Raw genomic sequence first — 23,337 nt, 5'->3', positions numbered from 1 at the left:
GGGCGGATCAAAAGTGAGTACCGGCCCACTGCGCCAGCTGGTCCAGGGAGTTGCCCGCCTCGGCGACCGCGTTGGCCGATCCGCCCAGCGCCCGCAGCCGGTCGGCGATCCGGGTGAGACGCCCGGCGACGACGTCCCCGTCCTCAGCGGCGTCGCCGTCCCTGTCGCCCTCCCCGTCTGCGGCCGGGTCGACCACTTGGGCCAACTCGGTGTCCACCCGCGCGAGTTCTTCGGCCGGGACGCCCTCCAGCTCCCGGATCCTCGACCGGAGCTCACCGAGTACCTCGGCGAACTCCTGCGGCCCGCTGGCTTCCGTCAGATGCAGGTCGCCGGCGATGGTGTAGATACGGGCATTGCCGTGGAACTGCCACCCAGGCTGATTGATGGTCACCGACATTCCCCCTGATACGTCCCCCGACATGATCTGCCGTCAGAATAGGGTCGACAAACACCCGTTGTCAGTAAATCGGACAGGACGGCTGTCAGTGGGAAGAATGTTACGGATGACATCAGATGCCCAGAGCAACCGAACCGGGACGCATCCGGGTGGCGTCGGCTCCGGGGCGAAGCCGGCGGGCGGTGGAGACGAGGACCGCCTCCACCGCCCGAAAAGCACTACGCCAGCCCGGGGCCCCGTACCGGAATGGACGTGAACGTCGGCGCCGGAGCCGGGTCCTGGAAGAAGTCGTTGCCCTTGTCGTCCACGACGATGAACGCCGGGAAGTCCTCGACCTCGATCTTCCAGACGGCCTCCATGCCGAGTTCCTCGTACTCGACGACCTCGATCTTCTTGATGCAGTCCTGGGCGAGGCGGGCGGCCGGGCCGCCGATGGAGCCGAGGTAGAAGCCGCCGTGGCTGCCGCAGGCGTCCGTGACCTGCTTGCTGCGGTTGCCCTTCGCCAGCATCACCCTGGAGCCGCCCGCCGCCTGGAACTGCTCCACGTAGGAGTCCATACGGCCGGCCGTCGTCGGGCCGAAGGAGCCGGACGCGTACCCCTCGGGCGTCTTCGCGGGGCCCGCGTAGTACACCGGGTGGTCCTTCAGGTACTGCGGCATCTCCTCGCCCGCGTCCAGCCGCTCCTTGATCTTGGCGTGCGCGATGTCACGCGCCACGACCAGCGGCCCGGTGAGCGAGAGGCGCGTCTTCACCGGGTACTTCGTCAGCTCGGCGAGGATCTCGTCCATCGGCTGGTTCAGGTCGATCTTGACGACGTCGCCCTCGGACTCGAGCTGCTCGTCCGTCGTCTCCGGCAGGAACCGCGCCGGGTCCTTCTCCAACTGCTCCAGGAAGACACCCTCGGCCGTGATCTTCGCGACGGCCTGGCGGTCGGCGGAGCAGGACACGGCGATGGCGACCGGGCAGGACGCCCCGTGCCGCGGCAGCCGCACCACGCGCACGTCGTGGCAGAAGTACTTGCCGCCGAACTGCGCCCCGATCCCGATCTTCTGCGTCAGCTCGAAGACCTTCTGCTCCAGGTCCTCGTCCCGGAAGCCGTGCCCGAGCTCCGAGCCCTCCGACGGGATCTCGTCCAGGTAGTGCGCGGAGGCGTACTTCGCCGTCTTCAGCGCGTACTCGGCGGAGGTGCCGCCGACCACGATCGCCAGGTGGTACGGCGGGCAGGCGGCCGTGCCCAGCGAACGGATCTTCTCCTCCAGGAACTTCATCATGGAGGCCTCGTTCAGAACGGCCTTCGTCTCCTGGTACAGGAACGACTTGTTGGCCGAGCCGCCGCCCTTGGCCATGAAGAGGAACTTGTAGGCGCCGCCGTCGGTCGCGTACAGCTCGATCTGCGCCGGGAGGTTGGAGCCGGTGTTCTTCTCGTCCCACATGGTCAGCGGGGCCATCTGCGAGTACCGCAGGTTCAGGTTCTGGTACGCGTCGTAGATGCCGCGCGAGAGGGCCGCCTCGTCGCCGCCCTCCGTGAGCACGTTCTGCCCGCGCTTGCCCATGACGATCGCCGTGCCGGTGTCCTGGCACATAGGGAGGACGCCCGCGGCCGCGATGTTCGCGTTCTTCAGCAGGTCCAGCGCCACGAACTTGTCGTTGCCGGACGCCTCGGGGTCGTCGATGATGCGGCGCAGCTGCGTGAGGTGGGCCGGGCGCAGGTAGTGCTGGATGTCGTGGATGGCCTCCTCGGCGAGCTCGCGCAGCGCCTGAGGCTCCACCTTGAGGAAGGTCCGCCCGTCCGGCCCCTCGACCGTGGAGACACCCTCGGAGGTCACCAGCCGGTACGGCGTGGTGTCCTCTCCCTGGGGGAGCAGATCGGTGTACGCGAACTCAGGCATCTCGCCCATTCCTCACTCGACAGACGCGACCCGCCTCCTTTGGCGAGCGTCCACCAGCGTAGAACCTGCCTCTCACGGCGAGCTTGTGAGGTAAGGCTCAGTTCGTCACACACGGGTCATCCCGCAGGGGTGTCGCGATCTATCGTGTTTCGGTACGCTGCTGCCGTGGACCTTCAGAAGCAGACCGCGCCCGCCGGCTCCGAGTTCCGCGCCTCCGACGCCGAGCGTGACCGCATCGCCGAGATCCTGCACGACGCCCTCGCCGAGGGCCGTCTCACCGCGGACGAGCATGCCGAGCGTGTCGACGGCGTGCTGCGCGCCAAGACGGTCGGCGAGCTGGAGGTGTTCATACGGGACCTGCCCGCCGCCCACCGCCAGGGCCGGGCATCGTCCCCCGCCCCGTACCGCCCGACCGCCGGCGCCATTCCCATGGACCCGGACGACAATGTGGTCGCGGTCTTCAGCGGAGCCGTCCGCAAGGGGCGTTGGCGCGCGGGCCGCCGTATCCACGCGTACGCGATCTTCGGCAGTGTCGAGATAGACCTCAGCGAGGCCCTCTTCGACCACCAGCAGGTCGTGATCAAGTCGTTCGCGGTCTTCGGCAGCGTCGACATCCGCGTCCCGGAGAACGTGTCGCTGCGGGGCATGGGCGGTGGCGTGCTCGGCAGCTTCGAGGTGGACACCCTCGACTCGGACGACCCGGAGGCCCCCGTCGTCTACGTGGACGGCTGGGCCGTCCTGGGCAGCGTCGAGGCGCGGCCCAGGCGCGGCAAGTTCGTCGCGGACATCCTGGACCGGGTGCAGCGCAAGGTCGACAGGAGTTTGCGCAAGCACCTGGATCATTGACAGTCGCGAATCCGCCCCGGGCTCGGAGCAAATCGGTGCACCGGTGACGCGGCCCCCCGGACCTTGCGAACGGGGCGAATCCAGCGGTTCGGAACTCAGTGCATAGGCGCGCGTACAGCGGGTAGGCCTTGCTGCATCGTCTCTCGCTCGCGAAGCCGTCGTCAGGAGTAGACCGTGCTGCAACCGCCGCATTCGTCCCTGCAGGTAGCTGCCGTTCCGGCCCCGCGGGTGCCAGCGCGAGACAGGGATCAAGACGCCCCGTGGCACACCGAGGCGGTGTGCCGGCGGGATGAAGCGGGCCTGTTCTTCGCACCCTCCAAGGAGCCCACCGCGGCCCGGCTCTCCCGTGAGGAGGCGGCGAAGCGGGTCTGCGCCCGCTGTCCGGTGATGGTCGAATGCCGCGAACACGCCCTGCTCCAGCCCGAACCGTACGGCGTCTGGGGCGGCCTGACCGCCGCGGAACGCCGTGTGGTCCTGGCCCGGCGTCGCCGCCGTGACCTGGAGCTGAAGAAGGCGGCCCGTTCGTCGGACCGCATAGCCGCGGCAGGCTGAGCGACAGCGGAAGGCGGACAGAAAGGGCGCCCCCACCGCACCGGGGGCGCCCTCTTCTCAGCGTGTCCTCGACCCTCGACCTTCGGGGCGTGGGGCTACTTCCCCTTGTCGAAGTCGATCGCGCTGTACGCCCGCAGCTTGCTCAGCCGGTGCTCCGAATCGATTCTGCGGACCGTGCCCGACCGCGACCGCATCACGATCGAGTCGGTCGTAGCGGTCTCGGCACGGTAGCGAACCCCCCGCAGCAGCTCCCCGTCCGTGATCCCGGTCGCCACGAAGAACACGTTCTCGCCGGTGACCAGGTCCTCCGTGGTCAGCACCCGGTCCAGATCGTGCCCGGCGTCGAGCGCCCGCTGCCGCTCCTCGTCGTCCTTGGGCCACAGCTTGCCCTGGATCGTGCCGCCCAGGCACTTCACGGCACAGGCCGAGATGATGCCCTCCGGCGTACCGCCGACGCCGAGCAGCAGGTCGACGCCCGTGCCCTCGCGCAGCGCCAGGATCGAGCCGGCCACGTCACCGTCGGAGATCAGCCTGATCCGCGCACCGGCCTCACGGATCTCCTTGATGATGCCCTCGTGCCGCGGGCGGTCCAGGATCACCACCGTCACGTCCTCGGGCGCGGACCGCTTGGCCTTGGCGACCCGGCGGATGTTCACCGCCACCGGCGCGTTGATGTCGACGAAGTCGGCGGCCTCCGGGCCGGTGACCAGCTTGTCCATGTAGAAGACCGCCGACGGGTCGAACATGGAACCGCGCTCGGCCGCGGCCAGCACCGCGATCGCGTTGGTCATGCCCTTCGCGGTCAGCGTGGTGCCGTCGATCGGGTCCACGGCGATGTCGCACTCGGGCCCGGTCCCGTCCCCGACGCGCTCCCCGTTGAACAGCATGGGGGCCTCGTCCTTCTCCCCCTCGCCGATGACGACGACGCCGTTCATCGAGACGGTGGAGACGAGGGTCCGCATGGCGCGCACCGCGGCGCCGTCGGCGCCGTTCTTGTCACCGCGTCCCACCCAACGGCCCGCGGCCATGGCCGCTGCCTCGGTCACCCGGACCAGTTCCAGGGCGAGGTTGCGGTCGGGGGCCTCGGAGGGCACATCCAGTTCGGACGGCAAGTGATGATGCTCGGTCATCGGAGCGCACCTTTCTGTACGACGACGGCCGGATGAGGGCTTTGTCGCCCGACTCTATCTCCGAGTTCGCAAAATGAGCAGGGGCCCCCACGGATGAGCGCTCCGGAGACCTGCGACGATAGGGGGCGTGGCAGGCACGAACGGTAAGCAGAAGACGGCGCGGGACATGATCCTCTCCATGGGCGTCATCGTCCTCGTGGCGGGCTTCGTGTACCTCTTCATCCCGCACGACGACACCCCGCCCGAGACCAAGGTGGTCGACTACCGGGTCGAACTGCTCACGGCACGACGCGCCGCCCCGTACCCCGTGGCCGCGCCCGAGGGCCTGACCGACTCCTGGAAGGCCACCTCCGTCCGCTATCAGGGCGACGAGTTCGAGAACTGGCACCTCGGCTTCCACGACCCCGAGGGGGAGTACGTGGCGGTCGAGCAGTCCACTCAGCGGCGCCCCGTCTTCCTCGACGAGACGACCCAGGGCGCGCGGGAGACCGGGAAGACCGAGAAGATCGCCGGCCGGACGTGGACCCGCTACGAGGGTGGCCGCTACGACGCGCTGGTCCTCGAGGGCACCAAGGGCTCGACGACGGTCGTGACGGGCACCGCGTCGTTCGCGCAGCTGTCCAAGATGGCGGAGGCGCTGCGGACCAAGTGAGCCGCGCACCCGCGTGGACACGGCGAAGGCCCCCGGCGTGATGCCGGGGGCCTTGCTGTGTCCGGGAGGGGCTCAGACCGTCGTGACGACCTGGTCGAACTCCAGGCGCGGGGAGCGCGGGTACCAGGCGTCCGGGCCCGGTCGGCCGATGTTGACGACCATCAGCGGGGTGTGGTCGTCGTCCAGGAACTCCTTGCGCACGCCCTCGAAGTCGAAGCCGGTCATCGGGCCGGCGGCGAGACCGGCGGCGCGGACGCCGACGATGAAGTACGCGGCCTGGAGCGCGGCGTTCAGGCCGGCGGCGTTCTCGCGGACCGGGCGCTCGGTGAAGAAGACGTCCTTGATCTGCGGCGCGGCCGGGAACAGGTGCGGCAGCTCCTCGTGGAACTCGTTGTCCGCGGAGAGGATCGCGACCAGCGGGGCGCTCGCCGTCTTGGCGCGGTTGCCCTCGGCCAGGTGCGGCACGAGGCGCTCGCGGGCCTCGGGGGAGCGGACCAGGGTGATGCGCAGCGGGGTCTGGTTGAAGGCCGTCGGACCGTACTTGACCAGGTCGTAGATCGCCTGCACCTGCTCATCGGTCACCGGCTCGTCGGTGAAGGCGTTGGCGGTGCGGGCCTCACGGAACAGCAGGTCCTGGGCGGCGGGGTCAAGAACGAGGGACATGGATGCACTTTCTCGCGACGGTCGGTCCGGAAGATCGGCTGACATCGTCGACCGTACGCGAGTGAAGTTCAACGTTCAACTAACCTGAGGGTGTCGTGTGTCACGCCACACCGACCGGCCCGGTCCCTGTCGGTCTACTCGGTGTCCTCGTCCTCCGCGGCCTCCTCGGCCAGCGCCGCGTCCAGCCGCGCCCGCGCCCCGTCCAGCCAGCGCCGGCAGACCTTGGCCAGCTCCTCGCCGCGCTCCCAGAGCGCGAGGGACTCCTCCAGCGTCGTGCCGCCCGCCTCCAGGCGCCGGACGACCTCGATCAGCTCGTCCCGCGCCTGCTCGTACCCGAGCGCCTCGGACGTGCCCGGTGTCTCATCAACCTCGCTGGTCATCCACCCACCCTATGTGTCCACTCGTACGGAGAACTCACCCTCGGAGACCCGGGCGCGCAGCGCCTCGCCGGCCTCCACCTCGCCGGGATCGCGGACGGCGTGCCCGTCCGCCTTCTGCAGCACGGCGTACCCGCGCTTCAGGGTCGCGGCGGGGGAGAGGGCCACCACGCGCGCGTGCGTGTGCGTCAGCTCCGAGTCGGCCCGGTCCAGCTGGTGCCGCAGACAGCGCCGGCCCCGGTCGAGCAGGTTCGCCACGTGGTCGGCGCGCTCGTCGATCATCCGGTGCGGGTCCTCTATCGACGGCCGCGCGAGGGCGTGGGCCAGCCCGCGCTCCTCCCGCTCGACCAGCGCCGCCACGCACCGCCGCGCCCGGTCCCGCAGCAGCCGCACACGCTCGTACTCCTCGCCGACGTCCGGTACGACCTTCTTGGCGGCGTCGGTCGGGGTGGAGGCGCGCAGGTCGGCGACGTGGTCGAGGAGCGGGTTGTCGGGCTCGTGCCCGATCGCGGACACCACGGGCGTACGGCACTGGGAGACCGTCCGGATCAGCTGCTCGTCGGAGAACGGCAGCAGGTCCTCCACACTGCCGCCGCCCCGCGCGACGATGATCACGTCGACGTCCTCGGCCGCGTCCAGCTCCTTCACGGCCTGCACGACCTGCGGCACGGCGTGCACGCCCTGCACGGCGACGTTGCGCACCTCGAAGCGGACGGCGGGCCAGCGGTGCCGGGCGTTCTCCAGGACGTCGCGCTCGGCGGCCGAGGCCCGCCCGCAGACCAGCCCCACGAGCTGCGGCAGGAAGGGCAGCGGCTTCTTCCGCTCCGGCGCGAACAGCCCCTCCCGCGTGAGGGCCTTCTTCAGCTGCTCCAGCCGCGCGAGCAGCTCACCGACGCCGACGGGCCTTATCTCGGCGGCCCGCAGCGACAGCTGCCCACGCGGGGCGTACCACTCCGGCTTCGCGAGGACGACGACCCGGGCGCCCTCGCTCACCACGTCCGCGACGGCGTCGAACACCTGCCGGTAGCAGGTGACGCCGACGGAGATGTCGTGCGACGGGTCGCGCAGCGTCAGGAACACCACACCGGCGCCCGGCCGCCGCGACAACTGCGTGATCTGCCCCTCGACCCACACCGCCCCGAGCCGGTCGATCCAGCCCCCGATGAGCCGCGACACCTCACCGACGGGGAGCGGGGATTCCGCGGACGTGTTCACAGCCATGCCGCGAGGGTAGTGGGCACCGCTGACAACGAGGCCCAGCCACCGACGCCGCTCGTCACTCACCTCGCCTCCCGTCAGTCTTCCCGGGGACTCCACACCGACGCGATCTCTGACCCGCCGAACGCGGCCTTACGATGGGACGCATGTCTGCTTCGCCTGGCCGCCGTGTCCTGCTCGCCGCCCCCCGTGGCTACTGCGCGGGTGTGGACCGCGCCGTCATCGCCGTCGAGAAAGCGCTGGAGCAGTACGGGGCTCCGGTCTACGTCCGGCATGAGATCGTCCACAACAAGTACGTCGTGCAGACCCTGGAGAAGAAGGGCGCGATCTTCGTCGAGCAGACGGAGGAAGTGCCCCCGGGGAACATCGTCATGTTCTCCGCACACGGCGTTGCCCCTGTCGTCCACGAGGAGGCCGAGCGCGGCCGCCTCGCCACCATCGACGCCACCTGCCCCCTCGTCACCAAGGTCCACAAGGAAGCCGTCCGGTTCGCCAAGGAGGACTACGACATCCTCCTGATCGGCCACGAGGGCCACGAAGAGGTCATCGGCACCTCCGGCGAGGCCCCCGAGCACATCCAGCTGGTCGACGGGCCGGGCGATGTCGCGAAGGTCGAGGTCCGCGACCCGTCCAAGGTCGTCTGGCTCTCCCAGACCACGCTGTCCGTCGACGAGACCATGGAGACCGTCGACGCGCTGCAGGAGAAGTTCCCGCAGCTCATCTCCCCGCCCAGCGACGACATCTGCTACGCCACGCAGAACCGCCAGCTGGCCGTGAAGCAGATGGGCGCCGAGTCGGAGCTGGTGATCGTGGTCGGCTCCCGCAACTCCTCCAACTCCGTGCGGCTCGTGGAGGTCGCCAAGAACGCGGGTGCGCGCGAGGCGTACCTCGTGGACTTCGCCGACGAGATCGACGAGGCCTGGCTGGAGGGCGTCTCCACGATCGGTGTCACCTCGGGTGCCTCCGTCCCGGAGGTCCTGGTCGAGCAGGTCCTGGAGTGGCTCTCGCAGCGCGGCTTCGAGGACGTCGAGCTCGTCAAGGCGGCCGAGGAGTCCATCACGTTCTCCCTGCCGAAGGAACTGCGGCGCGACCTGCGCGAGGAGGCCTCGACGCTGGCCGCCGAGCGTGGTGGGGAGGGGACCGGCACTGGACCCGGCACCGGACCCGGTGCCGGTGAAAATTCCGGGGAGTGATCGCGAACGGGCTGGGCAGCGACCGCCGTCCGGCCTGTGACTGTCAGTCGTTCGTCGTAACGTAGGGCCATGCAGATCTTCGGTGTGGACATCGGCGGTTCCGGGATCAAGGGCGCCCCGGTGGACCTGGACAAGGGTGACCTGGCGCAGGAGCGCCACAAGGTCCTCACCCCGCACCCGGCCACGCCCGACGGGGTGGCCGACGGCGTCAAGGAGGTCGTCGACCACTTCGGCTGGACGGGCCCGATCGGGGTCACATTCCCGGGCGTGGTCACCGACGGAGCCGTGATCCGTACGGCGGCGAACGTCGACGACAGCTGGATCGACACCGACGCCCGCGCGCTGCTCGGCGAGCGGCTGGGCGGACTGCCGGTGACGGTGGTGAACGACGCGGACGCGGCGGGCGTCGCCGAGATGCACTTCGGCGCCGGCCGCGGCCGGCGCGGCACGGTGATCGTGCTCACTCTCGGTACGGGTATCGGCAGCGCGGTCTTCGTCGACGGCGTCCTCGTCCCCAACACCGAGCTGGGCCATCTGGAGCTAGACGGGCACGACGCGGAGAAGCGGGCCTCCAGCAAGGCCCGTGAGGACCACGACATGACGTGGGAGCACTGGGCGGCGCACCGTGTGCGCAAGTACCTCGCCCACGTCGAGATGCTGTTCTCGCCGGAGCTGTTCATCATCGGCGGCGGCGTCAGCCGCAAGGCCCACAAGTTCCTGCCCCACATCGAGGGCATCAAGGCGGAGATCGTCCCGGCGCAGTTGCAGAACAACGCGGGCATCGTGGGGGCGGCGATGCGGGCGGCCGGGCACTAGCGCCCGGCGGGTGTCACACGGGTAGGTGTCCCACGGGCGGTGGTCCCACCGGCAAGGGTCATACCGGCGGACGGTGCCCGGCTGCTGCTGCCGCCGCCCGCCGCCGGTGGACCAGCCGGATCCGCCGGACGATGACGATGAGCCCGGCGACGAGCGTCCCCCCGTACAGCCACCCGGCCTGCGTGGCGAGCGCCGTCACCAGTCCCATCAGCCTGCCGCCGGTCCCGCCGTCGCCGTCGGCCATCGGCAGCAGCCCCACGGCGAACGCGATCGGCACGACGACGGGCGCGATCATCAGATCCCCCCGGCGCACCCAGACGGCGGTCAGCACACACACCGGCAGGAACAGCACGCCGTACGCCGTCGGCGACGCCCCGAACAGCACGGCACACAGCCCGCCGAGCAGGAACATCACCCCTCCGCAGAACAGTCCGCTGCCCAGCCCGGTCAGCCGGGGGTTCGGAAACCGTCCCGCGGTGGGGGCTGCTTCCCGGTTCGCCCGGGGTGGCAGTGACGATCCCGGCCGGTCGCGTCGCGGTCGGTACCGGGCAGGTCGCGTCCTGTATTGCTCCACTGCACCAACGTAGGTCGTTCAATATGCCGAATCGCCCCTCAGACACGCCGTGGGCCGGGGCTTGGCCAAGCGTTCGACAGGTCGCCGGGCCGGTTGCGGGTACGCCGTAGACTGGTGGATCGGCCGGTCCCCTGGCCCCCTGGCCCTCTCCACTCACGGGAAGTCGCAACGTGTCGCTCACGATCGGAATCGTCGGTCTGCCGAATGTCGGCAAGTCGACCCTGTTCAACGCCCTGACCAAGAACGACGTGCTGGCGGCCAACTACCCGTTCGCCACCATCGAGCCGAACGTGGGCGTCGTCGGCGTCCCCGACCCGCGGCTCGGCAAGCTCGCGGAGATCTTCAAGTCGGAGAAGGTCCTCCCGGCCACGGTCGACTTCGTCGACATCGCGGGCATCGTGCGCGGCGCGTCCGAGGGTGAGGGCCTGGGCAACAAGTTCCTGGCGAACATCCGCGAGTCGGATGCGATCTGCCAGGTCATCCGCGCCTTCGCCGACGAGAACGTCGTGCACGTGGACGGCAAGGTCTCGCCCAAGGACGACATCGAGACGATCAACACCGAGCTGATCCTGGCGGACCTCCAGACCATCGAGAAGGTCCTCCCGCGCCTCCAGAAGGAGTCGCGCATCAAGAAGGACATCGCCCCGAAGGTCAAGGCCGTCGAGGAGGCCAAGGAGATCCTGGAGAAGGGCGACACCCTCTTCGCCCACGGGATCGTCCAGGGCAGCGAGCGCAACGAGCTCCTGCACGACCTGCACCTTCTGACCACCAAGCCGTTCCTCTACGTCTTCAACGTCGACGAGGACGAATTGGTCGACGAGGACTTCAAGAACGAGCAGCGTGCCCTGGTCGCCCCTGCCGAGGCGATCTTCCTCAACGCCAAGCTGGAGGCGGACCTCGCCGAGCTCGACGAGGACGAGGCCCTGGAACTCCTCCAGTCCGTCGGCCAGGACGAGCCCGGCCTCGCCACCCTCGCCCACGTCGGCTTCAACACCCTCGGCCTCCAGACCTACCTCACGGCCGGCCCCAAGGAATCCCGCGCCTGGACCATCAAGAAGGGCGCCACGGCCCCCGAGGCGGCCGGCGTCATCCACACCGACTTCCAGAAGGGCTTCATCAAGGCGGAGGTCATCTCCTTCGACGACCTCGTGGACACGGGCTCGGTGGCGGAGGCCCGCGCGAAGGGCAAGGCGCGCATGGAGGGCAAGGAGTATGTGATGCGGGACGGGGATGTGGTGGAGTTCCGCTTCAACGTGTGATCGGTGGATCACCGTACGTTGAAGAGATGCGTGGGTCCGGGGCCGAGCCCTCTCGAGAGCTCGGCCCCCTTCCATGTCGTTGGGTGAGCGACCCCCTAGTACTACAGCCGTAGATCGTGATCTTCACGCTTGAGCGGCTTGTCGCCGGTGGTGGCTCGACCACCAGCACCGCCTCGTCGTCGTGCAGATGCTGCACCACGTAGTCACCCACGTCGTCGCGGCCCGAGCAGGTGCTGCATGCCGTCCGGGGTTCCTGTCCCCGGCCCACTCGGCGATGGTCCAGCAGTTCTTGCGCGGCAGATCCGACAACAGGCCGAGTACCGACTTCCGGTGATCAACGGTGGCCGCACCCGTCTCCACAGCGCGCCAGGGTTGTGTAGCGTCTGCCTGCCGGCCTGCGTCTGGAGGACTTGTGCAACGTGGCGAAGTCTGGTGGGTCCAGTTCGACGAGCAGAGGTTGGTCGTACTGCTGTCGGGAGACGACACGTCCGGGATCCGGGTGATGCAGGTCGTCGCTCCGGCGGGCGTCGACATCAGCGGCCTGGGCATCGAAGTGACGGTCGGCGCCGATGAAGGGCTGCCGTTCGAAGGCGTGCTGCGGCTCGCGCTCCCGCGTCCAGGCTTCACACCTTGCACGTGGCTGACCACTGTGTCCCGGGACGACCTGATAGAGCGGGCAGCCGTCCTGTCCACCGTGAAGCTCAGCGAGATCGACGATGCCCTCCGACTCGCTGAACAAGCACAGGAGCGGACCCCGGCAACGACCGCGAAGCTCAGCGAGATAAGGGACGCCCCCTTCCGTCTCGGTGAACTCGAGTAGACGGAGAAGGAACCGACGCGGGCGAGATGATCCACGCCGGACCCCTGCCGCCTCGACGCCCCTCACCATCGAGATCACGATCTACGGCTGGAGTACTAGGGCCTGTCGTCGGAGACGATCGGTGCTCAGACGGTGCGGATCACAGTGGCCGGTTTGATGTCCTGGGCGTCGATGAGGGTGCGGATGTCGTCCGGGTCCGAGGTCCAGATGATGGCGCCGAGGTCGAGCACGCGCTCGCCGGTGCGGAGTTCGGCGACGGCGGTGGGGTTGCCGCAGCCGAGGGAGGCGGCGACCGCCGCGGCGGGCGGGGCGTCGCGATCGGCGGTGGCGTAGAGGGTGGAGTCGAAGTGCGCGTCGACCACCTCGACCGGCTCGGGGCCGCAGCAGCCGGTGCCGCCCGTTGCGATCGACAGGGCTGCTTCGGCGTAGCGGCGGCGGACGGTTTCGCGCAGGTCGGTGGAGTGTTCGCTCATGGCGGTTGCCTCCGAACTGACTGTATCGACGTTCTTTGATGCAACCTTGCGCCTTGAATCGAAGAGCGTCAACATAGAGGCATGTCGAAACAAGAGCTTGAGGTGATCGACCAGGACGCCGCCTGCTGCGAGGGCCTGGCCACCGCGCCCCTGGGCGAGGAACGTGCCCGGGAGCTGGCAAGGGTCTTCAAGGCGCTGGGCGACCCGGTGCGGCTGCGGCTGCTGTCGATGATCTCCTCGCGCGGGGAGGGCGGGGAGGTCTGCGTCTGCGAGCTGACCCCGGCCTTCGACCTGTCCCAGCCGACGATCTCCCACCACCTCAAGCTGCTCCGCCAGGCCGGTCTCATCGACTGCGAGCGCCGCGGAACGTGGGTGTACTACTGGGTGCTGCCCGGCGTCCTGGACCGGATCGCCGCGTTCCTGAGCGAGCCGCAGTCCGCCGGAGCTGTTGCGTGAGCGCGTCGCGGACCGCCGGAGCCGCTGCGGCACCCCCGCCCCTCGGTCGCCGCGTCGCCGCCGAAGCCCTGGGGACCGGGCTCCTGGTCGCCGTGGTCGTCGGGTCGGGGATCCAGGCCGCCCGGTTGTCGCACGACGCCGGCGTGCAACTGCTCGCGAACTCCCTGGCCACCGTCTTCGGCCTGGCCGTGCTGATCACGCTGCTCGGGCCGGTCTCCGGCGCGCACTTCAACCCCGCCGTCACCCTCGCCGTCTGGTTCACCGGCCGCCGTGACGGCACCGGCCCGACCTGGCGGGAAGCCGCCGCGTACCTGCCCGCGCAGGTCGCCGGGGCGATCGGCGGCGCGGTCCTGGCCGACGCCATGTTCGGGAGGCCGCTGGTGAGGTTCTCCGCCCAGGACCGCTTCGCCGGGCACCTGTGGCTGGGCGAGATCGTCGCCACCGCCGGGCTGATCCTGCTCGTTCTCGGCCTGGGGCGCATCGGCCGCACGGCCGTGGCCCCCGCCGCCGTGGCCTCGTACATCGGGGCCGCCTACTGGTTCACGTCCTCCACGAGCTTCGCCAACCCCGCGGTGACCGTGGGCCGTGCCGTTACCGACACCTTCGCCGGTATCGCTCCCGCCTCCGTCGCTCCGTTCATCGCGGCCCAGTTGCTCGGTGCCGCGCTGGGGCTGGGCGTCGTGGCGGTGGTCTACGGACGTCCCGCTCGCGCGGCGCACGTCGTCGTCCCGCGCGGCGAGCCCGAAGCCGCCCGCTCCTGACCGACCGTCCCCGTCTGCAAGGACACCGCCATGAGCGCTGCCGCCCCGCTTCCGCGTCCCTCCGTACTGTTCGTGTGCGTCCACAACGCCGGCCGTTCCCAGATGGCCGCCGCCTTCCTCGCCCGTCTCGCCGGGGGCCGGGTCGAGGTGCGCTCGGCGGGATCCGCGCCTGCCGAGACGGTGAACCCGGCCGTCGTGGAGGCGATGAACGAGGTCGGTGTCGACATCTCCTCCGAGACCCCGAAGGTCCTCACCCCCGAGGCGGTCCGGGCGTCCGACGTGGTCATCACCATGGGCTGCGGGGACGCCTGCCCCGTCTTCCCCGGCAAGCGGTATCTCGACTGGCGGTTCGACGACCCGGCAGGGCGGGGCGTCGACGGCGTCCGCCCGATCCGGGACGCCATCGAGCAGCGCGTGCGCGCTCTGCTCGCCGAACTCGGCGTCCCGGACGGGTCAACGAACTGACGGACCTTCACACACAGGGCTCAGAACTGGAGCGCCCAGGCGTCGATCCGCCCGGTGTCCACGCGGGCGTTGTCGCTCACCCGGAGGGTCCACGTGCCGTTGGCGGCCTCGGCCGAGGCGTTCACGGAGTACGTGGTGTCGATGTTGTCCGCACTGCCGCCGGTGCCGTACGCCTTCAGCGTGTACGCCGTGCCGTCGGGGGCGATCAGCTGGACCTGGAGGTCGCCGATGTAGGTGTGGACGATGTGCACCTCGACAGCCAGGGCCGAGGGCGCGTTGCCGGAGACGCCGGAGACGGTCACCGGGGACTCGGCGGTGGCGTTGTCGGCGATGGCCTGGTCGACGGTGTTCTCGAAGCGCGGGCCCGGCGGGGTGGTCGTACCGCCGCCGACGTACAGGAGCCGGTTGGGGGAGCCGCTGCCGGGGCTGGTGACGACGCCGGTGGTGGCGGCGGCCGTCAGCGCGGCGGAGACCTGCGCGGGGGTGGCCGTGGGGTTGTCGGCCAGGTGGAGGGCAGCCGCTCCGGCGACGTGCGGGCTCGCCATCGACGTACCGGAGATGGTGTTGGTCGCCGAGTCGCTGGAGTTCCAGGCCGAGGTGATGGACGAGCCGGGCGCGAACAGGTCGAGAACCGTCCCGTAGTTGGAGTAGCTCGCCTTCGCGTCGCTCGATGTCGTGGCGCCGACGGTGACGGCCTCGGTGACACGGGCCGGGGACCGTGTGGAGGCGTTGGTGGACTCGTTGCCGGCCGCGACCACGAAGGTGACGCCGGAGGTGACGGCGTTGCGTACGGCGGTGTCGATGGCCGTGTCGGCGGGGCCGCCGAGGGACATGTTGGCGACGGCCGGCTTGACCGCGTTCCCCGCGACCCAGTCGATGCCCGCGACGACCTGGGCGGTGGTGCCCTGGCCGGAGTTGTTCAGCACCCGGACGCCGACGACCTTGGCCTGCTTGGCGACGCCGTAGGCGCTCCCGGCGACCGTGCCGGCGACGTGTGTGCCGTGGCCGTGGCCGTCCTGGGCGGTGTTGTCGTTGTCGACGGCGTCGTAGCCGTAGGAGGCGCGCCCGCCGAAGTCGCTGTGGGTGATGCGGACGCCGGTGTCGATGACGTACGCCGTGACGCCCTGGCCTGCCGAGTCCGGGTAGGTGTACGAGCTGTTCAGCGGCAGGTTCTTCTGGTCGACGCGGTCCAGGCCCCAGGAGGGCGGGCTGGGCTGCGTCCCGGTGATGCCATAGGTCCTGTCCTGCACGACGGAGGCGATGGCCGGGTCGGCGGCGAGACGTTTCGCCTCGGACGCGGTCGCCTCGACGGCGTAGCCGTTCAGGGCCTTGGTGTACGTCCGCTCGATGTCGGCGCCGTACTTGTGCGCGACGGCGCGGCCTTCGGCGGAACCGGCCTTCGCGGTCTTCAACGTGACGATGTAGCTGCCGGCGACGGCGTTCGCTGCGCCCTCGTACTGGACGCGTCCCTCGGCGGCGACCGGGGCCGCGCCGGCGGGAAGGGCGGAGACGAGGCTCGCCACGAGCGCGGCGGTGGCCGTCGCGCCGAGCGCGGCCAGTCTTCGCCGGGTGGATCGGTGGGGAGTGCGGGGAGTACGCATCACTGCCATCTGAGGGGTCCTCCTCATCGGTGGTGCGCTGTGGGGTGTGGTGCACGCCCGTCGAAGCCACCCGGAAGCCTGGAGTCATGGCCATGTCAGACAAAGGGTGACTCCTGTGCGTCAGCCGAAAGATTGAGGCCTCCACAGGAATTGCACAAGGGCCGTGCGCGTACGTACAGGGCCCCGGCCCGTCAACGCGTCGAAGTGGACTGCTCCAGCGCCTCGGCCGGCAGGGCACCCTCGGCGCCGATGACCTCGATGCCGAGCAGCCGGCCCGACGCGTCCACGTCGAGCAACACCTGGGCGTCCGCCCCGATCCCGGTGACGGGAATCTGCCGGACGGCGGCGCCGTCCGCGATGTGCGCGACGAGCGACACATAGGCGGTGTCGTTCTCGCGGTCGTGGTCGATGTGCATGGTTCGCCTCTCTGGAACTTACCGGCCTTGTTGACGACGACCCAGATTCTGCCGACATGCCCTGCCTCGGTACCTGAGCGGTCGGACTGTGCAGCCCTCCGGGCCGAAATGCCGCCGCTCCACCCTGCCGCGCCCGCTTACGATGCGCCCAGCCGTACGACAGACCCTCGCCCACCGCCTCAGCCAGGAGCACCGTCCCCGTGTCGATACCCCCGCCCCCTGGGAACCCGCAGCCCCAGGACCCGTACGGCCGGCCACCTGCCGACTGGCCCCAGGCACAGCGTCCGTACGGCACCCCGGTCTCCGTCAACGCGCTCGCCGTGGCCGCTCTCGTGCTCGGTGTGCTCTGCTTCCTGCCCGTCGCGGGGCTCGTCCTGGGGCTGGTCGCGCTGTGGCAGATCCGGAGGTCCGGGCAGAGCGGGCGGGGCATGGCGATCGCGGGGGTGGCGCTCTCGTCCGTCGGAGCCGTGCTGTGGGGGGTGGTGCTGGCCACGGGCGCCGCGTCCGAGGTCTGGGCGAAGTTCCAGGACGGCGCGCGGGGCAACGAGAGCCTGTCGCTGCGCACGGGCGACTGCTTCGACGCGCCCGACGGTCTGGAGGGTGACACCTACGACGTCGACCCGGTCTCCTGTCAAGGCGGGCACGACGGCGAGGTGTTCGGGGTCGTCTCGCTGCCGGGCGGCGCCTTCCCGGGCGACGGCAGGGTCACCGACCTCGCCGACGAGAGGTGCTACGCGCTCCAGAACCAGTACGCCATGGACTCCTGGGCGATGCCGGCCGACGTCGACGTGTACTACCTCATGCCGTCCCGGGAGAGCTGGCGCTACGGCGACCGCGCGATCATCTGCGTCTTCGGCAGCACCGACGCGAAGGCCGAACTGACCGGCTCCCTGCGCGGCGACCCCACCACGCTCGACACCGACCAGGTCGTCTACCTGTCCACGGCCAACGCCGTCGACGCGGCGCTGTACGAGGAGCCGGAAGAGCCCCCGGACGACGACCTCGCCGGATCCCGGGCCTGGGCGGCGCAGGTGCACGACGTGCTCGGCGAACAGATCGAGGCCCTGCGCGGCCACTCCTGGCCCTCGGCCGCCCAACAGCCCCTCGCCGAACTGGTCGAGGACATGGAGGACTCTCGCGAGCAGTGGGCGAAGGCGAGCGAGGCCGGTGACGTGGACACCTACTTCACGCACTACGAGAAGGCGCACGCGTACGTCGACGGCCCGGCGACCGTCACCGCGCGCAAGGCCCTCGGGCTGGCCACCACCCGGCCCTCGTTCGACGACAGTGAGAGTGGGAACTCCGAACTCGAGGTGTGACGGCGGCTATAGCGGGGAGAAAGTGCCTGCGTAAAGCCCCCAGGGCCGGGATGTCATCACATCGAGTGATTCTCTGGCCTTCGCTTGCACCGCACAACCTACGGTTGCCACGCTGTTGCTGTCTGTACAACCTGATGGGAGCGGCCAGTGACATTCGGTGAGCAGCCGGCGTACCTGCGCGTCGCGGGTGATCTCCGACAGAAGATCGTCGACGGTCAGCTGCCACCGCACACCCGGCTCCCTTCGCAGGCCAGAATCCGCCAGGAGTACGGCGTCTCGGACACCGTCGCCCTGGAGGCCCGCAAGGTGCTCATGGCGGAGGGCCTGGTCGAGGGCCGCTCCGGCTCGGGGACGTATGTGCGCGAGCGGCCCGTCCCCCGGCGCGTCTCCCGCTCCGGATACCGCCCGCCCGGCGGGGCCACCCCGTTCCGGCAGGAGCAGGCGGACGGGGAGGGGCGCGGCACCTGGGAGTCGAGCAGCGAGCAGTCCGAGGCGAGTGTCGCGGTCGCCGAGCGGCTGGACATCGAGCCGGGCGAGCGGGTGATGTGCACGAGGTACCTCTTCCGCGAGGGCGGCGAGGCGATGATGCTCTCCACGTCCTGGGAGCCGCTCGCCGTGACGGGCCGTACGCCCGTGATGCTGCCGGAGGAGGGGCCGCTCGGCGGCATGGGCGTCGTCGAGCGCATGCGCGCGATCGAGGTGATCGTGGACAACGTCACCGAGGAGGTCGGCGCCCGTCCCGGGCTCGCCGAGGAGCTGCTCGTCCTGGGCGGCGTCCCCGGCCATGTGGTCGTGGTCGTCCACCGCACGTTCTACGCCTCCGGCCGCCCGGTCGAGACGGCCGACGTGGTCATTCCGGCCGATCGGTACCGGGTCGCCTACCACCTTCCGGTCAAGTAGCGAACGCTCACATCCGTCCCGGGGCGCGCTCCCTGCGCGCCCCGCTCACACGATCACCGAGGCGGCCGTCGTCGAACGGGGCGGTCCGCATTCCCTTGCCGGTCGTCGTCCTCGCAGGTCGACAGTGGTGTCTGCGGCATGCCTCCGACCGGATGCGTCGAGGCACTCAGACGGCGCGTTCACTGGCGCGCGCCCCCTGCGTTCTGGCTGGTTGCGTACCTCTTTGTGAAAACCCGTATTCGCTGCGTGAAGGTTAGGCGTAGGCTCGGGCATATGCGCATTGCGGTTTCCTTAGCGGGTGGGGCGCGGCACAGGCCGCGGGTGGGAAGTGGAGGGGCGCGATGAACGACAGCACGATCACTCTTCCCTGGCTCGTGATACGAGAAGACGACAACGGCAACCGCTACCGGGTGGGCCGGTACGCGACCAGGACCGAGGCCCAGAAGATCGCGGACAGCCTCGACGGCCGCGGTCACAAGCAGCTGTACTGGGTCGAGCGGCTGGGGCAGAACGGGGCGGGCGCGTGACGCGCGACTGAGCCCCCCCCGGGTGCCTACGCCCTGAGTCGGTGTCCGGAGCCGGTGTCCGTGGTCGGTGTCCGGAGTCGGCGTCCGGACGTGCTCCCGTAGGCTCCCCGCATGAGTGAGCGGATCGTCGTCGTAGGTGCCGCGCTGGTCGACGGGGGGCGGTTGCTGGCGGCCCGGCGCAGTGCGCCCGTCGAGCTGGCCGGGCGCTGGGAGTTGCCCGGCGGCAAGGTCGAGCCGGGGGAGACGGCCGACGCCGCGCTGGTGCGGGAACTGCGCGAGGAACTCGGCGTCGACGCCGAGGCCGGCGGACGCGTTCCGGGCGAGTGGCCCCTGAAGTCGCCCTACGTCCTGCACGTGTGGACCGCACGGCTGCGCCCCGGCTCCGCCGCCCCCGAGCCCCTTGAGGACCACGACGAACTGCGCTGGCTCGGCCCCGGCGAGATCTGGGACGTGCGCTGGCTCGACCAGGACGTTCCAGCCGTACGGCAGACCCTCGCCCACCTCGGAGCCGCGGAAGGCCTCACCCCTTCCGGCCCCGGCGCGGAGGAAGTGCCCGGCGCCTGAGGCCGTCCGGGGGCGTGCGGTGTCGGGCAGTTGCTGTGCGGGCGCCCCCTATGCCTTTCGTGCCACTGTGCGCTGCCTCGCGGTACTCCACCCCGGATATCGGGTATGTGCCCATTAACCCCATGAAACCGGACATGGGTGGGGCTTCTGTCAGGGAAGTGATCGGCGTGATCGACGCCGAAGGTGACTGCGCCGAGTGGACCTTTCCCGCCGAACCGGGCGCCGTACGCACCGCCCGCCAGGTCGTCCGCGGCCAACTCCGCGACTGGAACCTCGACAGCCTGGCCGACCTCGCGGCGTTGCTGGTCAGCGAGTTGGTCACCAACGCCCTGCGTCATGCCACGGGCCCCATCGGGGTCCGCCTGGTCCGCCCGTCCGACCTGGACGGCGTCCTGCGGGTCGAGGTCTCCGACCCGCTCCCCGACCCGCCCCGCGAGCGCGCCGCCCGGCCCGAGGACGAGAGCGGCCGCGGACTGCAACTGGTCGCCCGCTGCTGCCGCCGCTGGGGCACCCGGCCCGGCGCCGCGGGCAAGACGGTGTGGTTCGAACTCGCCGTGCCGGGGTGAAAAATCGGTGTACGTACGCCCTGTCACTGTCGAGCGATTGGTTCAGGCCAGTGGCGGTTGTCGAAAGACGTGATTCGACGACGTGTCCCCTGGTTAGAAGACTGGAAGTGTTGTCACGGTCCGGACCGAAAACCATCGGGACCGTGCTGTGATCGTGAACACCGTGTTGTGCGGCACCGTAGTGCTGGATACTGCGGGCAGCCGCCCCCGGTGACCGGTGCCGGACGCGGTGAGCTGGAGGGGACGGTTCGCGTGAGCGAGATACCAGCGAAGGCCACGGAGTCCGAGGACCCGTCGGACGGCGCGAGGGCCAGGGCCGCGGACGGCCTGGCCTCCGCGGTGGGAGGTGCGCTCGCGGCCGACGGGGTGCGGCCCGGGGACGCCATGTGGCAGAGCAGTCCCCCGGGATCCATCTACGACTACATCAAGGTCGCGTCCTTCTCGATCGGCCCCGACGGGCTGGTCGACCAGTGGAGCCTGCGCGCCGAGCACCTGTTCGGCATCTCGGCCGCGACCGCCGTCGGCATGGACCCGATCGAGGCCTTCATCGACCCGCGCCATCACGAGCGGGGCATGCGCAAGATGGCCGAGATCCTGGACGGCCGCGAGTGGACCGGCGTGGTGCCCTTCCGGATGCCCGAGGGCGCCGAGGGCGAATGCGGCCATGAGGGACTCGCCGAGGTGTACGTCATGCCGACGCGCACCGAGGGCGGCGAGAAGGCCGCCGTCTGCATCGTCGTCGACGTCCGCACGCTGCGCACCATCGAGACCGACCTCGCCGCCTCGCAGTCCATTTTCGGTCAATCCCCTTTCGGTTTCCTGCTGATCGATTCCGACCTGCGGGTCCGCCGCGCCAACCAGAGGTTCGCGTCCGTCTTCGGCGGCGAGCCCGACGACCACCGCGGCAAGGGCGTCCACGACTACCTCCAGCGCGGCGAGGCCGAGCGCGTCGCCGCAACGCTGCGCCGGGTGCTGGAGACCGGCAACTCCATCACGGACATGCACGTCACCGGTTTCGTGCCGGGTTCCGAGGAGCGCCGCCACTGGTCCGTCAACCTCTACCGGGTGCACAGCGGTTCGGGCCGGCCCATCGGGATCGCCTGGCTCGGCACCGACATCACCTCGCGCCGCGACGCCGCCCGTGAGGCCGCGGCCGCCCGGCGCAACCTCGCCCTGCTGAACGAGGCCGGCGCCCGCATCGGCAACTCCCTCGACCTGGAGACCACGGCCAGGCAGCTCCTCGACGTGGTCGTGCCCGGCTTCTGCGACCTGGCCACCGTCGACCTCTACCAAGGTCTGCTGGTGGGCGACGAGACCCCGCCCGGGCTCGCCGACGGCAGCGCCGAGCTGCGCCGGGTGGCGTTCGCCAGTGCCGTCTCCGACGAGCCCTTCGCGGGCACCGGTGTGCCCGTCCCGGTCGGCGCCGTCCACCACTACCCGTTCAACTCGCCCTGCGCGGACGCCCTGCGCACGGCCCGTCCCCAGTCCGTCCCCGGCGAGGACGGAGGGCTCGTGCAGTCCACGCTCGCCGTGCCGATGGTCGCCCACGACACCGTCGTCGGGCTCGTGCAGTTCGCCCGTACGAAGGGCAGCGAGCCGTTCGGCGACCGGGACCGGGACCTCGCGGTGGAGTTGGCGGCGCGCGCGGCCGTCTGCATCGACAACGCCCGGCTGTACCGGCGCGAGCACGAGCGCGCGTTGATACTGCAACGGTCCCTGCTCCCGCCCGGCGACCCGGAGGCCTCCGGCCTCGACATCGCCTGCCGCTATCTGCCCGGCAACGCCAACACCGGCCGGCCCAGCGAGGTCGGCGGCGACTGGTTCGACGTCATCGAACTCCCCGGGCACCGCACGGCGCTCGTCGTCGGCGACGTCATGGGCCGCGGTCTGCGGGCCGCCGTCGCCATGGGCGAACTCCGCACGGCGGTCAGGACCCTGGCGCAGCTCGACCTCGAACCGGCCGAGGTGCTCTCCCAGCTGGACGAGATCGCCCGCGGCCTCGGCGCCCCCGGGGGTGTCACCCAGGCGACCCGGGCGGCCCGCCGCCCGCGTGAGGCGGACCTCTCGGAGGTGTACCTCGCCACCTGCGTCTACGCCGTCTACGACTCCGTCACCCGGCGCTGCACCTTCGCCAACGCGGGCCATCTGCCGCCCGTCCTGGTCGAACCGGGCGAGTCCGCGCTGATGCTGGACGTGCCGCCGGGCATGCCGCTCGGGGTCGGCGGCGAGCCCTTCGAGGAGGTCGAGGTCGAACTCCCCGAGGGCGCGCTGCTCGCGCTCTACACGGACGGACTGGTCGAAAGCCGCGACCATCCCCTGGACGAGGGCCTCCAGGCCTTCGTCAGCGCCCTGTCCGACCCCGCCCAGCCCCTTGAGGACGTCTGCGACCACGTTCTCAACACCCTCGACACCCACCACGGCGAGGACGACATCGCGTTGCTGATGGCACGTGTACAGGGCCTGCCGACCGAGTCCGTCGGCGACTGGACCCTGCCGCGCGAACCCCGCAGCGTCGGCCGGGCCCGCGAGTACGCCCGCGCCCAACTCCTCAGCTGGGACATGGAACCCCTGGTCGACACCACGGAGCTCCTGGTCAGCGAGCTGGTCACCAACGCCCTGCGCTACGGCGAGGGCGAGATCCGCCTCCGGCTGCTGCTCGACCGCACCCTGGTCTGCGAGGTCTGGGACTCCGGCCTGGTCCAGCCGCGCCGCCGCCGGGCCCGCGACACCGACGAGGGCGGCCGCGGCCTGCAACTCGTCGGCCTGCTCAGCGCCGCGTGGGGCTCCCGGCGCACGCCCCTGGGCAAGACGGTCTGGTTCGAACTCCCCCTGCCCGGCGGCGAAACGAAGCTGACAGATCCGGCGGAGGCGCTGCTGAGCCTGTTCTGAGGCTTTCGTAGGCT

The 23,337-nt window shown here is 70.4% G+C and carries 25 protein-coding genes and 2 pseudogenes; 16 read left to right on the top strand and 11 right to left on the bottom strand.

The genetic code is table 11. The features are described 5' to 3' along the window. Positions 1 to 7: 7 nt before the first annotated feature. Positions 8 to 391 carry a hypothetical protein gene (locus ACZ6I3_RS21280; protein ID WP_469416454.1) on the bottom strand — a complete coding sequence of 128 codons (384 nt, stop codon included), beginning with the start codon at positions 389 to 391 and terminating at the stop codon, positions 8 to 10. Positions 392 to 615: 224 nt separating this feature from the next. Beyond that, on the bottom strand, positions 616 to 2,286 hold the full coding sequence (locus ACZ6I3_RS21275; protein WP_469416453.1) for a fumarate hydratase: 1,671 nt from the start codon (positions 2,284 to 2,286) through the stop codon (positions 616 to 618). Between the two features lie 165 nt (positions 2,287 to 2,451). Here ACZ6I3_RS21275 and ACZ6I3_RS21270 point away from each other — a divergent pair, with 165 nt between their 5' ends. After that, on the top strand, positions 2,452 to 3,132 hold the full coding sequence (locus ACZ6I3_RS21270) for a DUF1707 SHOCT-like domain-containing protein (RefSeq protein ID WP_469416452.1): 681 nt from the start codon (positions 2,452 to 2,454) through the stop codon (positions 3,130 to 3,132). Positions 3,133 to 3,306: 174 nt separating this feature from the next. After that, the gene (locus ACZ6I3_RS21265) at positions 3,307 to 3,684 is read left to right on the top strand and encodes a WhiB family transcriptional regulator (RefSeq protein ID WP_184590908.1); all 378 of its coding nucleotides are present in this window, start codon (positions 3,307 to 3,309) and stop codon (positions 3,682 to 3,684) included. 95 nt (positions 3,685 to 3,779) lie between these two features. Here the strand turns inward: ACZ6I3_RS21265 and glpX are convergent, their stop codons facing one another. Beyond that, positions 3,780 to 4,814 (bottom strand): class II fructose-bisphosphatase, encoded by a 1,035-nt coding sequence (gene glpX / locus ACZ6I3_RS21260; protein ID WP_469416450.1) that lies wholly within the window; start codon positions 4,812 to 4,814, stop codon positions 3,780 to 3,782. A gap of 127 nt (positions 4,815 to 4,941) precedes the next feature. Here glpX and ACZ6I3_RS21255 point away from each other — a divergent pair, with 127 nt between their 5' ends. Next, entirely contained in the window at positions 4,942 to 5,466 is a 525-nt protein-coding gene (locus tag ACZ6I3_RS21255; protein WP_469416449.1) for a DUF4245 domain-containing protein, read from the top strand. A 72-nt stretch (positions 5,467 to 5,538) separates the two neighbouring features. On the opposite strand, the gene ACZ6I3_RS21250 is transcribed toward ACZ6I3_RS21255, so the two are convergent. The 3 genes from ACZ6I3_RS21250 to xseA all read right to left on the bottom strand — a co-directional run bounded on the left by ACZ6I3_RS21250 (position 5,539) and on the right by xseA (position 7,727). Continuing rightward, positions 5,539 to 6,129, bottom strand: a complete 591-nt coding sequence (locus ACZ6I3_RS21250) for a malonic semialdehyde reductase (RefSeq protein WP_399026499.1) — start codon at positions 6,127 to 6,129, stop codon at positions 5,539 to 5,541. Between the two features lie 134 nt (positions 6,130 to 6,263). Beyond that, positions 6,264 to 6,509, bottom strand: coding sequence for an exodeoxyribonuclease VII small subunit (locus ACZ6I3_RS21245; protein WP_311127552.1), 246 nt, complete (start codon positions 6,507 to 6,509; stop codon positions 6,264 to 6,266). A gap of 9 nt (positions 6,510 to 6,518) precedes the next feature. Then, a complete protein-coding gene (gene xseA, locus ACZ6I3_RS21240; RefSeq protein ID WP_469416448.1) occupies positions 6,519 to 7,727 on the bottom strand; it encodes an exodeoxyribonuclease VII large subunit in 1,209 nt (402 codons plus the stop codon). 134 nt (positions 7,728 to 7,861) lie between these two features. Here xseA and ACZ6I3_RS21235 point away from each other — a divergent pair, with 134 nt between their 5' ends. Together ACZ6I3_RS21235 and ppgK are read left to right on the top strand one after the other, a co-directional pair. After that, complete coding sequence (locus ACZ6I3_RS21235; protein ID WP_469416447.1) at positions 7,862 to 8,917, top strand: 4-hydroxy-3-methylbut-2-enyl diphosphate reductase; 1,056 nt, start codon at positions 7,862 to 7,864, stop codon at positions 8,915 to 8,917. A gap of 69 nt (positions 8,918 to 8,986) precedes the next feature. Continuing rightward, the gene (gene ppgK, locus ACZ6I3_RS21230) at positions 8,987 to 9,733 is read left to right on the top strand and encodes a polyphosphate--glucose phosphotransferase (protein WP_469416446.1); all 747 of its coding nucleotides are present in this window, start codon (positions 8,987 to 8,989) and stop codon (positions 9,731 to 9,733) included. A 58-nt stretch (positions 9,734 to 9,791) separates the two neighbouring features. On the opposite strand, the gene ACZ6I3_RS21225 is transcribed toward ppgK, so the two are convergent. Beyond that, positions 9,792 to 10,307: a DUF6542 domain-containing protein gene (locus tag ACZ6I3_RS21225; RefSeq protein ID WP_469416445.1), complete on the bottom strand. Its 516-nt coding sequence runs from the start codon at positions 10,305 to 10,307 to the stop codon at positions 9,792 to 9,794. 170 nt (positions 10,308 to 10,477) lie between these two features. Between ACZ6I3_RS21225 and ychF the strand changes: the two genes are divergently transcribed. Next, entirely contained in the window at positions 10,478 to 11,566 is a 1,089-nt protein-coding gene (ychF, locus tag ACZ6I3_RS21220) for a redox-regulated ATPase YchF (RefSeq protein WP_469416444.1), read from the top strand. A gap of 154 nt (positions 11,567 to 11,720) precedes the next feature. On the opposite strand, the pseudogene ACZ6I3_RS21215 reads toward ychF, so the two are convergent. After that, positions 11,721 to 11,926 (bottom strand): annotated as a pseudogene (locus ACZ6I3_RS21215) (hypothetical protein); the annotation flags it as partial. Between the two features lie 52 nt (positions 11,927 to 11,978). On the opposite strand from ACZ6I3_RS21215, the gene ACZ6I3_RS21210 reads away from it, so the two are divergent. After that, positions 11,979 to 12,386, top strand: a complete 408-nt coding sequence (locus tag ACZ6I3_RS21210; RefSeq protein WP_469416443.1) for a type II toxin-antitoxin system PemK/MazF family toxin — start codon at positions 11,979 to 11,981, stop codon at positions 12,384 to 12,386. A 212-nt stretch (positions 12,387 to 12,598) separates the two neighbouring features. Here ACZ6I3_RS21210 and ACZ6I3_RS21205 read toward each other — a convergent pair. Beyond that, a pseudogene (locus tag ACZ6I3_RS21205) lies at positions 12,599 to 12,859 on the bottom strand (arsenite S-adenosylmethyltransferase); the annotation flags it as partial. An 81-nt stretch (positions 12,860 to 12,940) separates the two neighbouring features. Between ACZ6I3_RS21205 and ACZ6I3_RS21200 the strand changes: the two are divergent. From ACZ6I3_RS21200 to ACZ6I3_RS21190, 3 genes are read left to right on the top strand one after another with little or no spacing between them, the layout of a single operon-like run. After that, the gene (locus tag ACZ6I3_RS21200; protein ID WP_469416442.1) at positions 12,941 to 13,315 is read left to right on the top strand and encodes an ArsR/SmtB family transcription factor; all 375 of its coding nucleotides are present in this window, start codon (positions 12,941 to 12,943) and stop codon (positions 13,313 to 13,315) included. Further along, entirely contained in the window at positions 13,312 to 14,076 is a 765-nt protein-coding gene (locus ACZ6I3_RS21195) for an aquaporin (protein ID WP_469416441.1), read from the top strand. The genes ACZ6I3_RS21200 and ACZ6I3_RS21195 overlap by 4 nt, the downstream gene beginning before the upstream one ends. Before the next feature lie 30 nt (positions 14,077 to 14,106). Beyond that, positions 14,107 to 14,541, top strand: a complete 435-nt coding sequence (locus ACZ6I3_RS21190) for an arsenate reductase ArsC (protein ID WP_469416440.1) — start codon at positions 14,107 to 14,109, stop codon at positions 14,539 to 14,541. 20 nt (positions 14,542 to 14,561) lie between these two features. Here ACZ6I3_RS21190 and ACZ6I3_RS21185 read toward each other — a convergent pair whose 3' ends face one another. Both ACZ6I3_RS21185 and ACZ6I3_RS21180 read right to left on the bottom strand, forming a co-directional pair. Beyond that, positions 14,562 to 16,151, bottom strand: coding sequence for a S8 family peptidase (locus tag ACZ6I3_RS21185; RefSeq protein ID WP_469416439.1), 1,590 nt, complete (start codon positions 16,149 to 16,151; stop codon positions 14,562 to 14,564). 182 nt (positions 16,152 to 16,333) lie between these two features. Then, the gene (locus ACZ6I3_RS21180; protein ID WP_469416438.1) at positions 16,334 to 16,558 is read right to left on the bottom strand and encodes a DUF2283 domain-containing protein; all 225 of its coding nucleotides are present in this window, start codon (positions 16,556 to 16,558) and stop codon (positions 16,334 to 16,336) included. Between the two features lie 200 nt (positions 16,559 to 16,758). Here ACZ6I3_RS21180 and ACZ6I3_RS21175 point away from each other — a divergent pair, with 200 nt between their 5' ends. From ACZ6I3_RS21175 to ACZ6I3_RS21150, 6 genes are all read left to right on the top strand, one after another. After that, entirely contained in the window at positions 16,759 to 17,877 is a 1,119-nt protein-coding gene (locus ACZ6I3_RS21175) for a DUF4190 domain-containing protein (protein ID WP_469416437.1), read from the top strand. A 147-nt stretch (positions 17,878 to 18,024) separates the two neighbouring features. Beyond that, entirely contained in the window at positions 18,025 to 18,777 is a 753-nt protein-coding gene (locus tag ACZ6I3_RS21170; protein ID WP_469416436.1) for a GntR family transcriptional regulator, read from the top strand. 341 nt (positions 18,778 to 19,118) lie between these two features. Continuing rightward, positions 19,119 to 19,304, top strand: coding sequence for an SPOR domain-containing protein (locus ACZ6I3_RS21165; protein ID WP_215118789.1), 186 nt, complete (start codon positions 19,119 to 19,121; stop codon positions 19,302 to 19,304). A 111-nt stretch (positions 19,305 to 19,415) separates the two neighbouring features. Beyond that, the gene (locus ACZ6I3_RS21160) at positions 19,416 to 19,868 is read left to right on the top strand and encodes a (deoxy)nucleoside triphosphate pyrophosphohydrolase (RefSeq protein ID WP_469416435.1); all 453 of its coding nucleotides are present in this window, start codon (positions 19,416 to 19,418) and stop codon (positions 19,866 to 19,868) included. A gap of 122 nt (positions 19,869 to 19,990) precedes the next feature. After that, the gene (locus tag ACZ6I3_RS21155; RefSeq protein WP_469416434.1) at positions 19,991 to 20,434 is read left to right on the top strand and encodes an ATP-binding protein; all 444 of its coding nucleotides are present in this window, start codon (positions 19,991 to 19,993) and stop codon (positions 20,432 to 20,434) included. A 252-nt stretch (positions 20,435 to 20,686) separates the two neighbouring features. Further along, positions 20,687 to 23,323 (top strand): SpoIIE family protein phosphatase, encoded by a 2,637-nt coding sequence (locus ACZ6I3_RS21150; protein WP_469416433.1) that lies wholly within the window; start codon positions 20,687 to 20,689, stop codon positions 23,321 to 23,323. Positions 23,324 to 23,337: the final 14 nt, after the last annotated feature.

The organism is Streptomyces sp. NPDC041940, from assembly GCF_055589465.1.
This window is presented reverse-complemented; position numbering and strand designations above follow the sequence as displayed.

Bases quoted from the DNA above. Each gene is read 5' to 3' on its own strand.
- ACZ6I3_RS21190 (WP_469416440.1), top strand. From the start codon at position 14,107: ATGAGCGCTGCCGCCCCGCTTCCGCGTCCCTCCGTACTGTTCGTGTGC.
- ACZ6I3_RS21250 (WP_399026499.1), bottom strand. From the start codon at position 6,129: ATGTCCCTCGTTCTTGACCCCGCCGCCCAGGACCTGCTGTTCCGTGAG.
- ACZ6I3_RS21235 (WP_469416447.1), top strand. From the start codon at position 7,862: ATGGGACGCATGTCTGCTTCGCCTGGCCGCCGTGTCCTGCTCGCCGCC.
- ACZ6I3_RS21275 (WP_469416453.1), bottom strand. From the start codon at position 2,286: ATGCCTGAGTTCGCGTACACCGATCTGCTCCCCCAGGGAGAGGACACC.
- glpX (WP_469416450.1), bottom strand. From the start codon at position 4,814: ATGACCGAGCATCATCACTTGCCGTCCGAACTGGATGTGCCCTCCGAG.
- xseA (WP_469416448.1), bottom strand. From the start codon at position 7,727: ATGGCTGTGAACACGTCCGCGGAATCCCCGCTCCCCGTCGGTGAGGTG.
- ACZ6I3_RS21155 (WP_469416434.1), top strand. From the start codon at position 19,991: ATGAAACCGGACATGGGTGGGGCTTCTGTCAGGGAAGTGATCGGCGTG.
- ACZ6I3_RS21180 (WP_469416438.1), bottom strand. From the start codon at position 16,558: ATGCACATCGACCACGACCGCGAGAACGACACCGCCTATGTGTCGCTC.
- ACZ6I3_RS21245 (WP_311127552.1), bottom strand. From the start codon at position 6,509: ATGACCAGCGAGGTTGATGAGACACCGGGCACGTCCGAGGCGCTCGGG.
- ACZ6I3_RS21200 (WP_469416442.1), top strand. From the start codon at position 12,941: ATGTCGAAACAAGAGCTTGAGGTGATCGACCAGGACGCCGCCTGCTGC.
- ACZ6I3_RS21185 (WP_469416439.1), bottom strand. From the start codon at position 16,151: ATGGCAGTGATGCGTACTCCCCGCACTCCCCACCGATCCACCCGGCGA.
- ppgK (WP_469416446.1), top strand. From the start codon at position 8,987: ATGCAGATCTTCGGTGTGGACATCGGCGGTTCCGGGATCAAGGGCGCC.
- ACZ6I3_RS21165 (WP_215118789.1), top strand. From the start codon at position 19,119: ATGAACGACAGCACGATCACTCTTCCCTGGCTCGTGATACGAGAAGAC.
- ACZ6I3_RS21160 (WP_469416435.1), top strand. From the start codon at position 19,416: ATGAGTGAGCGGATCGTCGTCGTAGGTGCCGCGCTGGTCGACGGGGGG.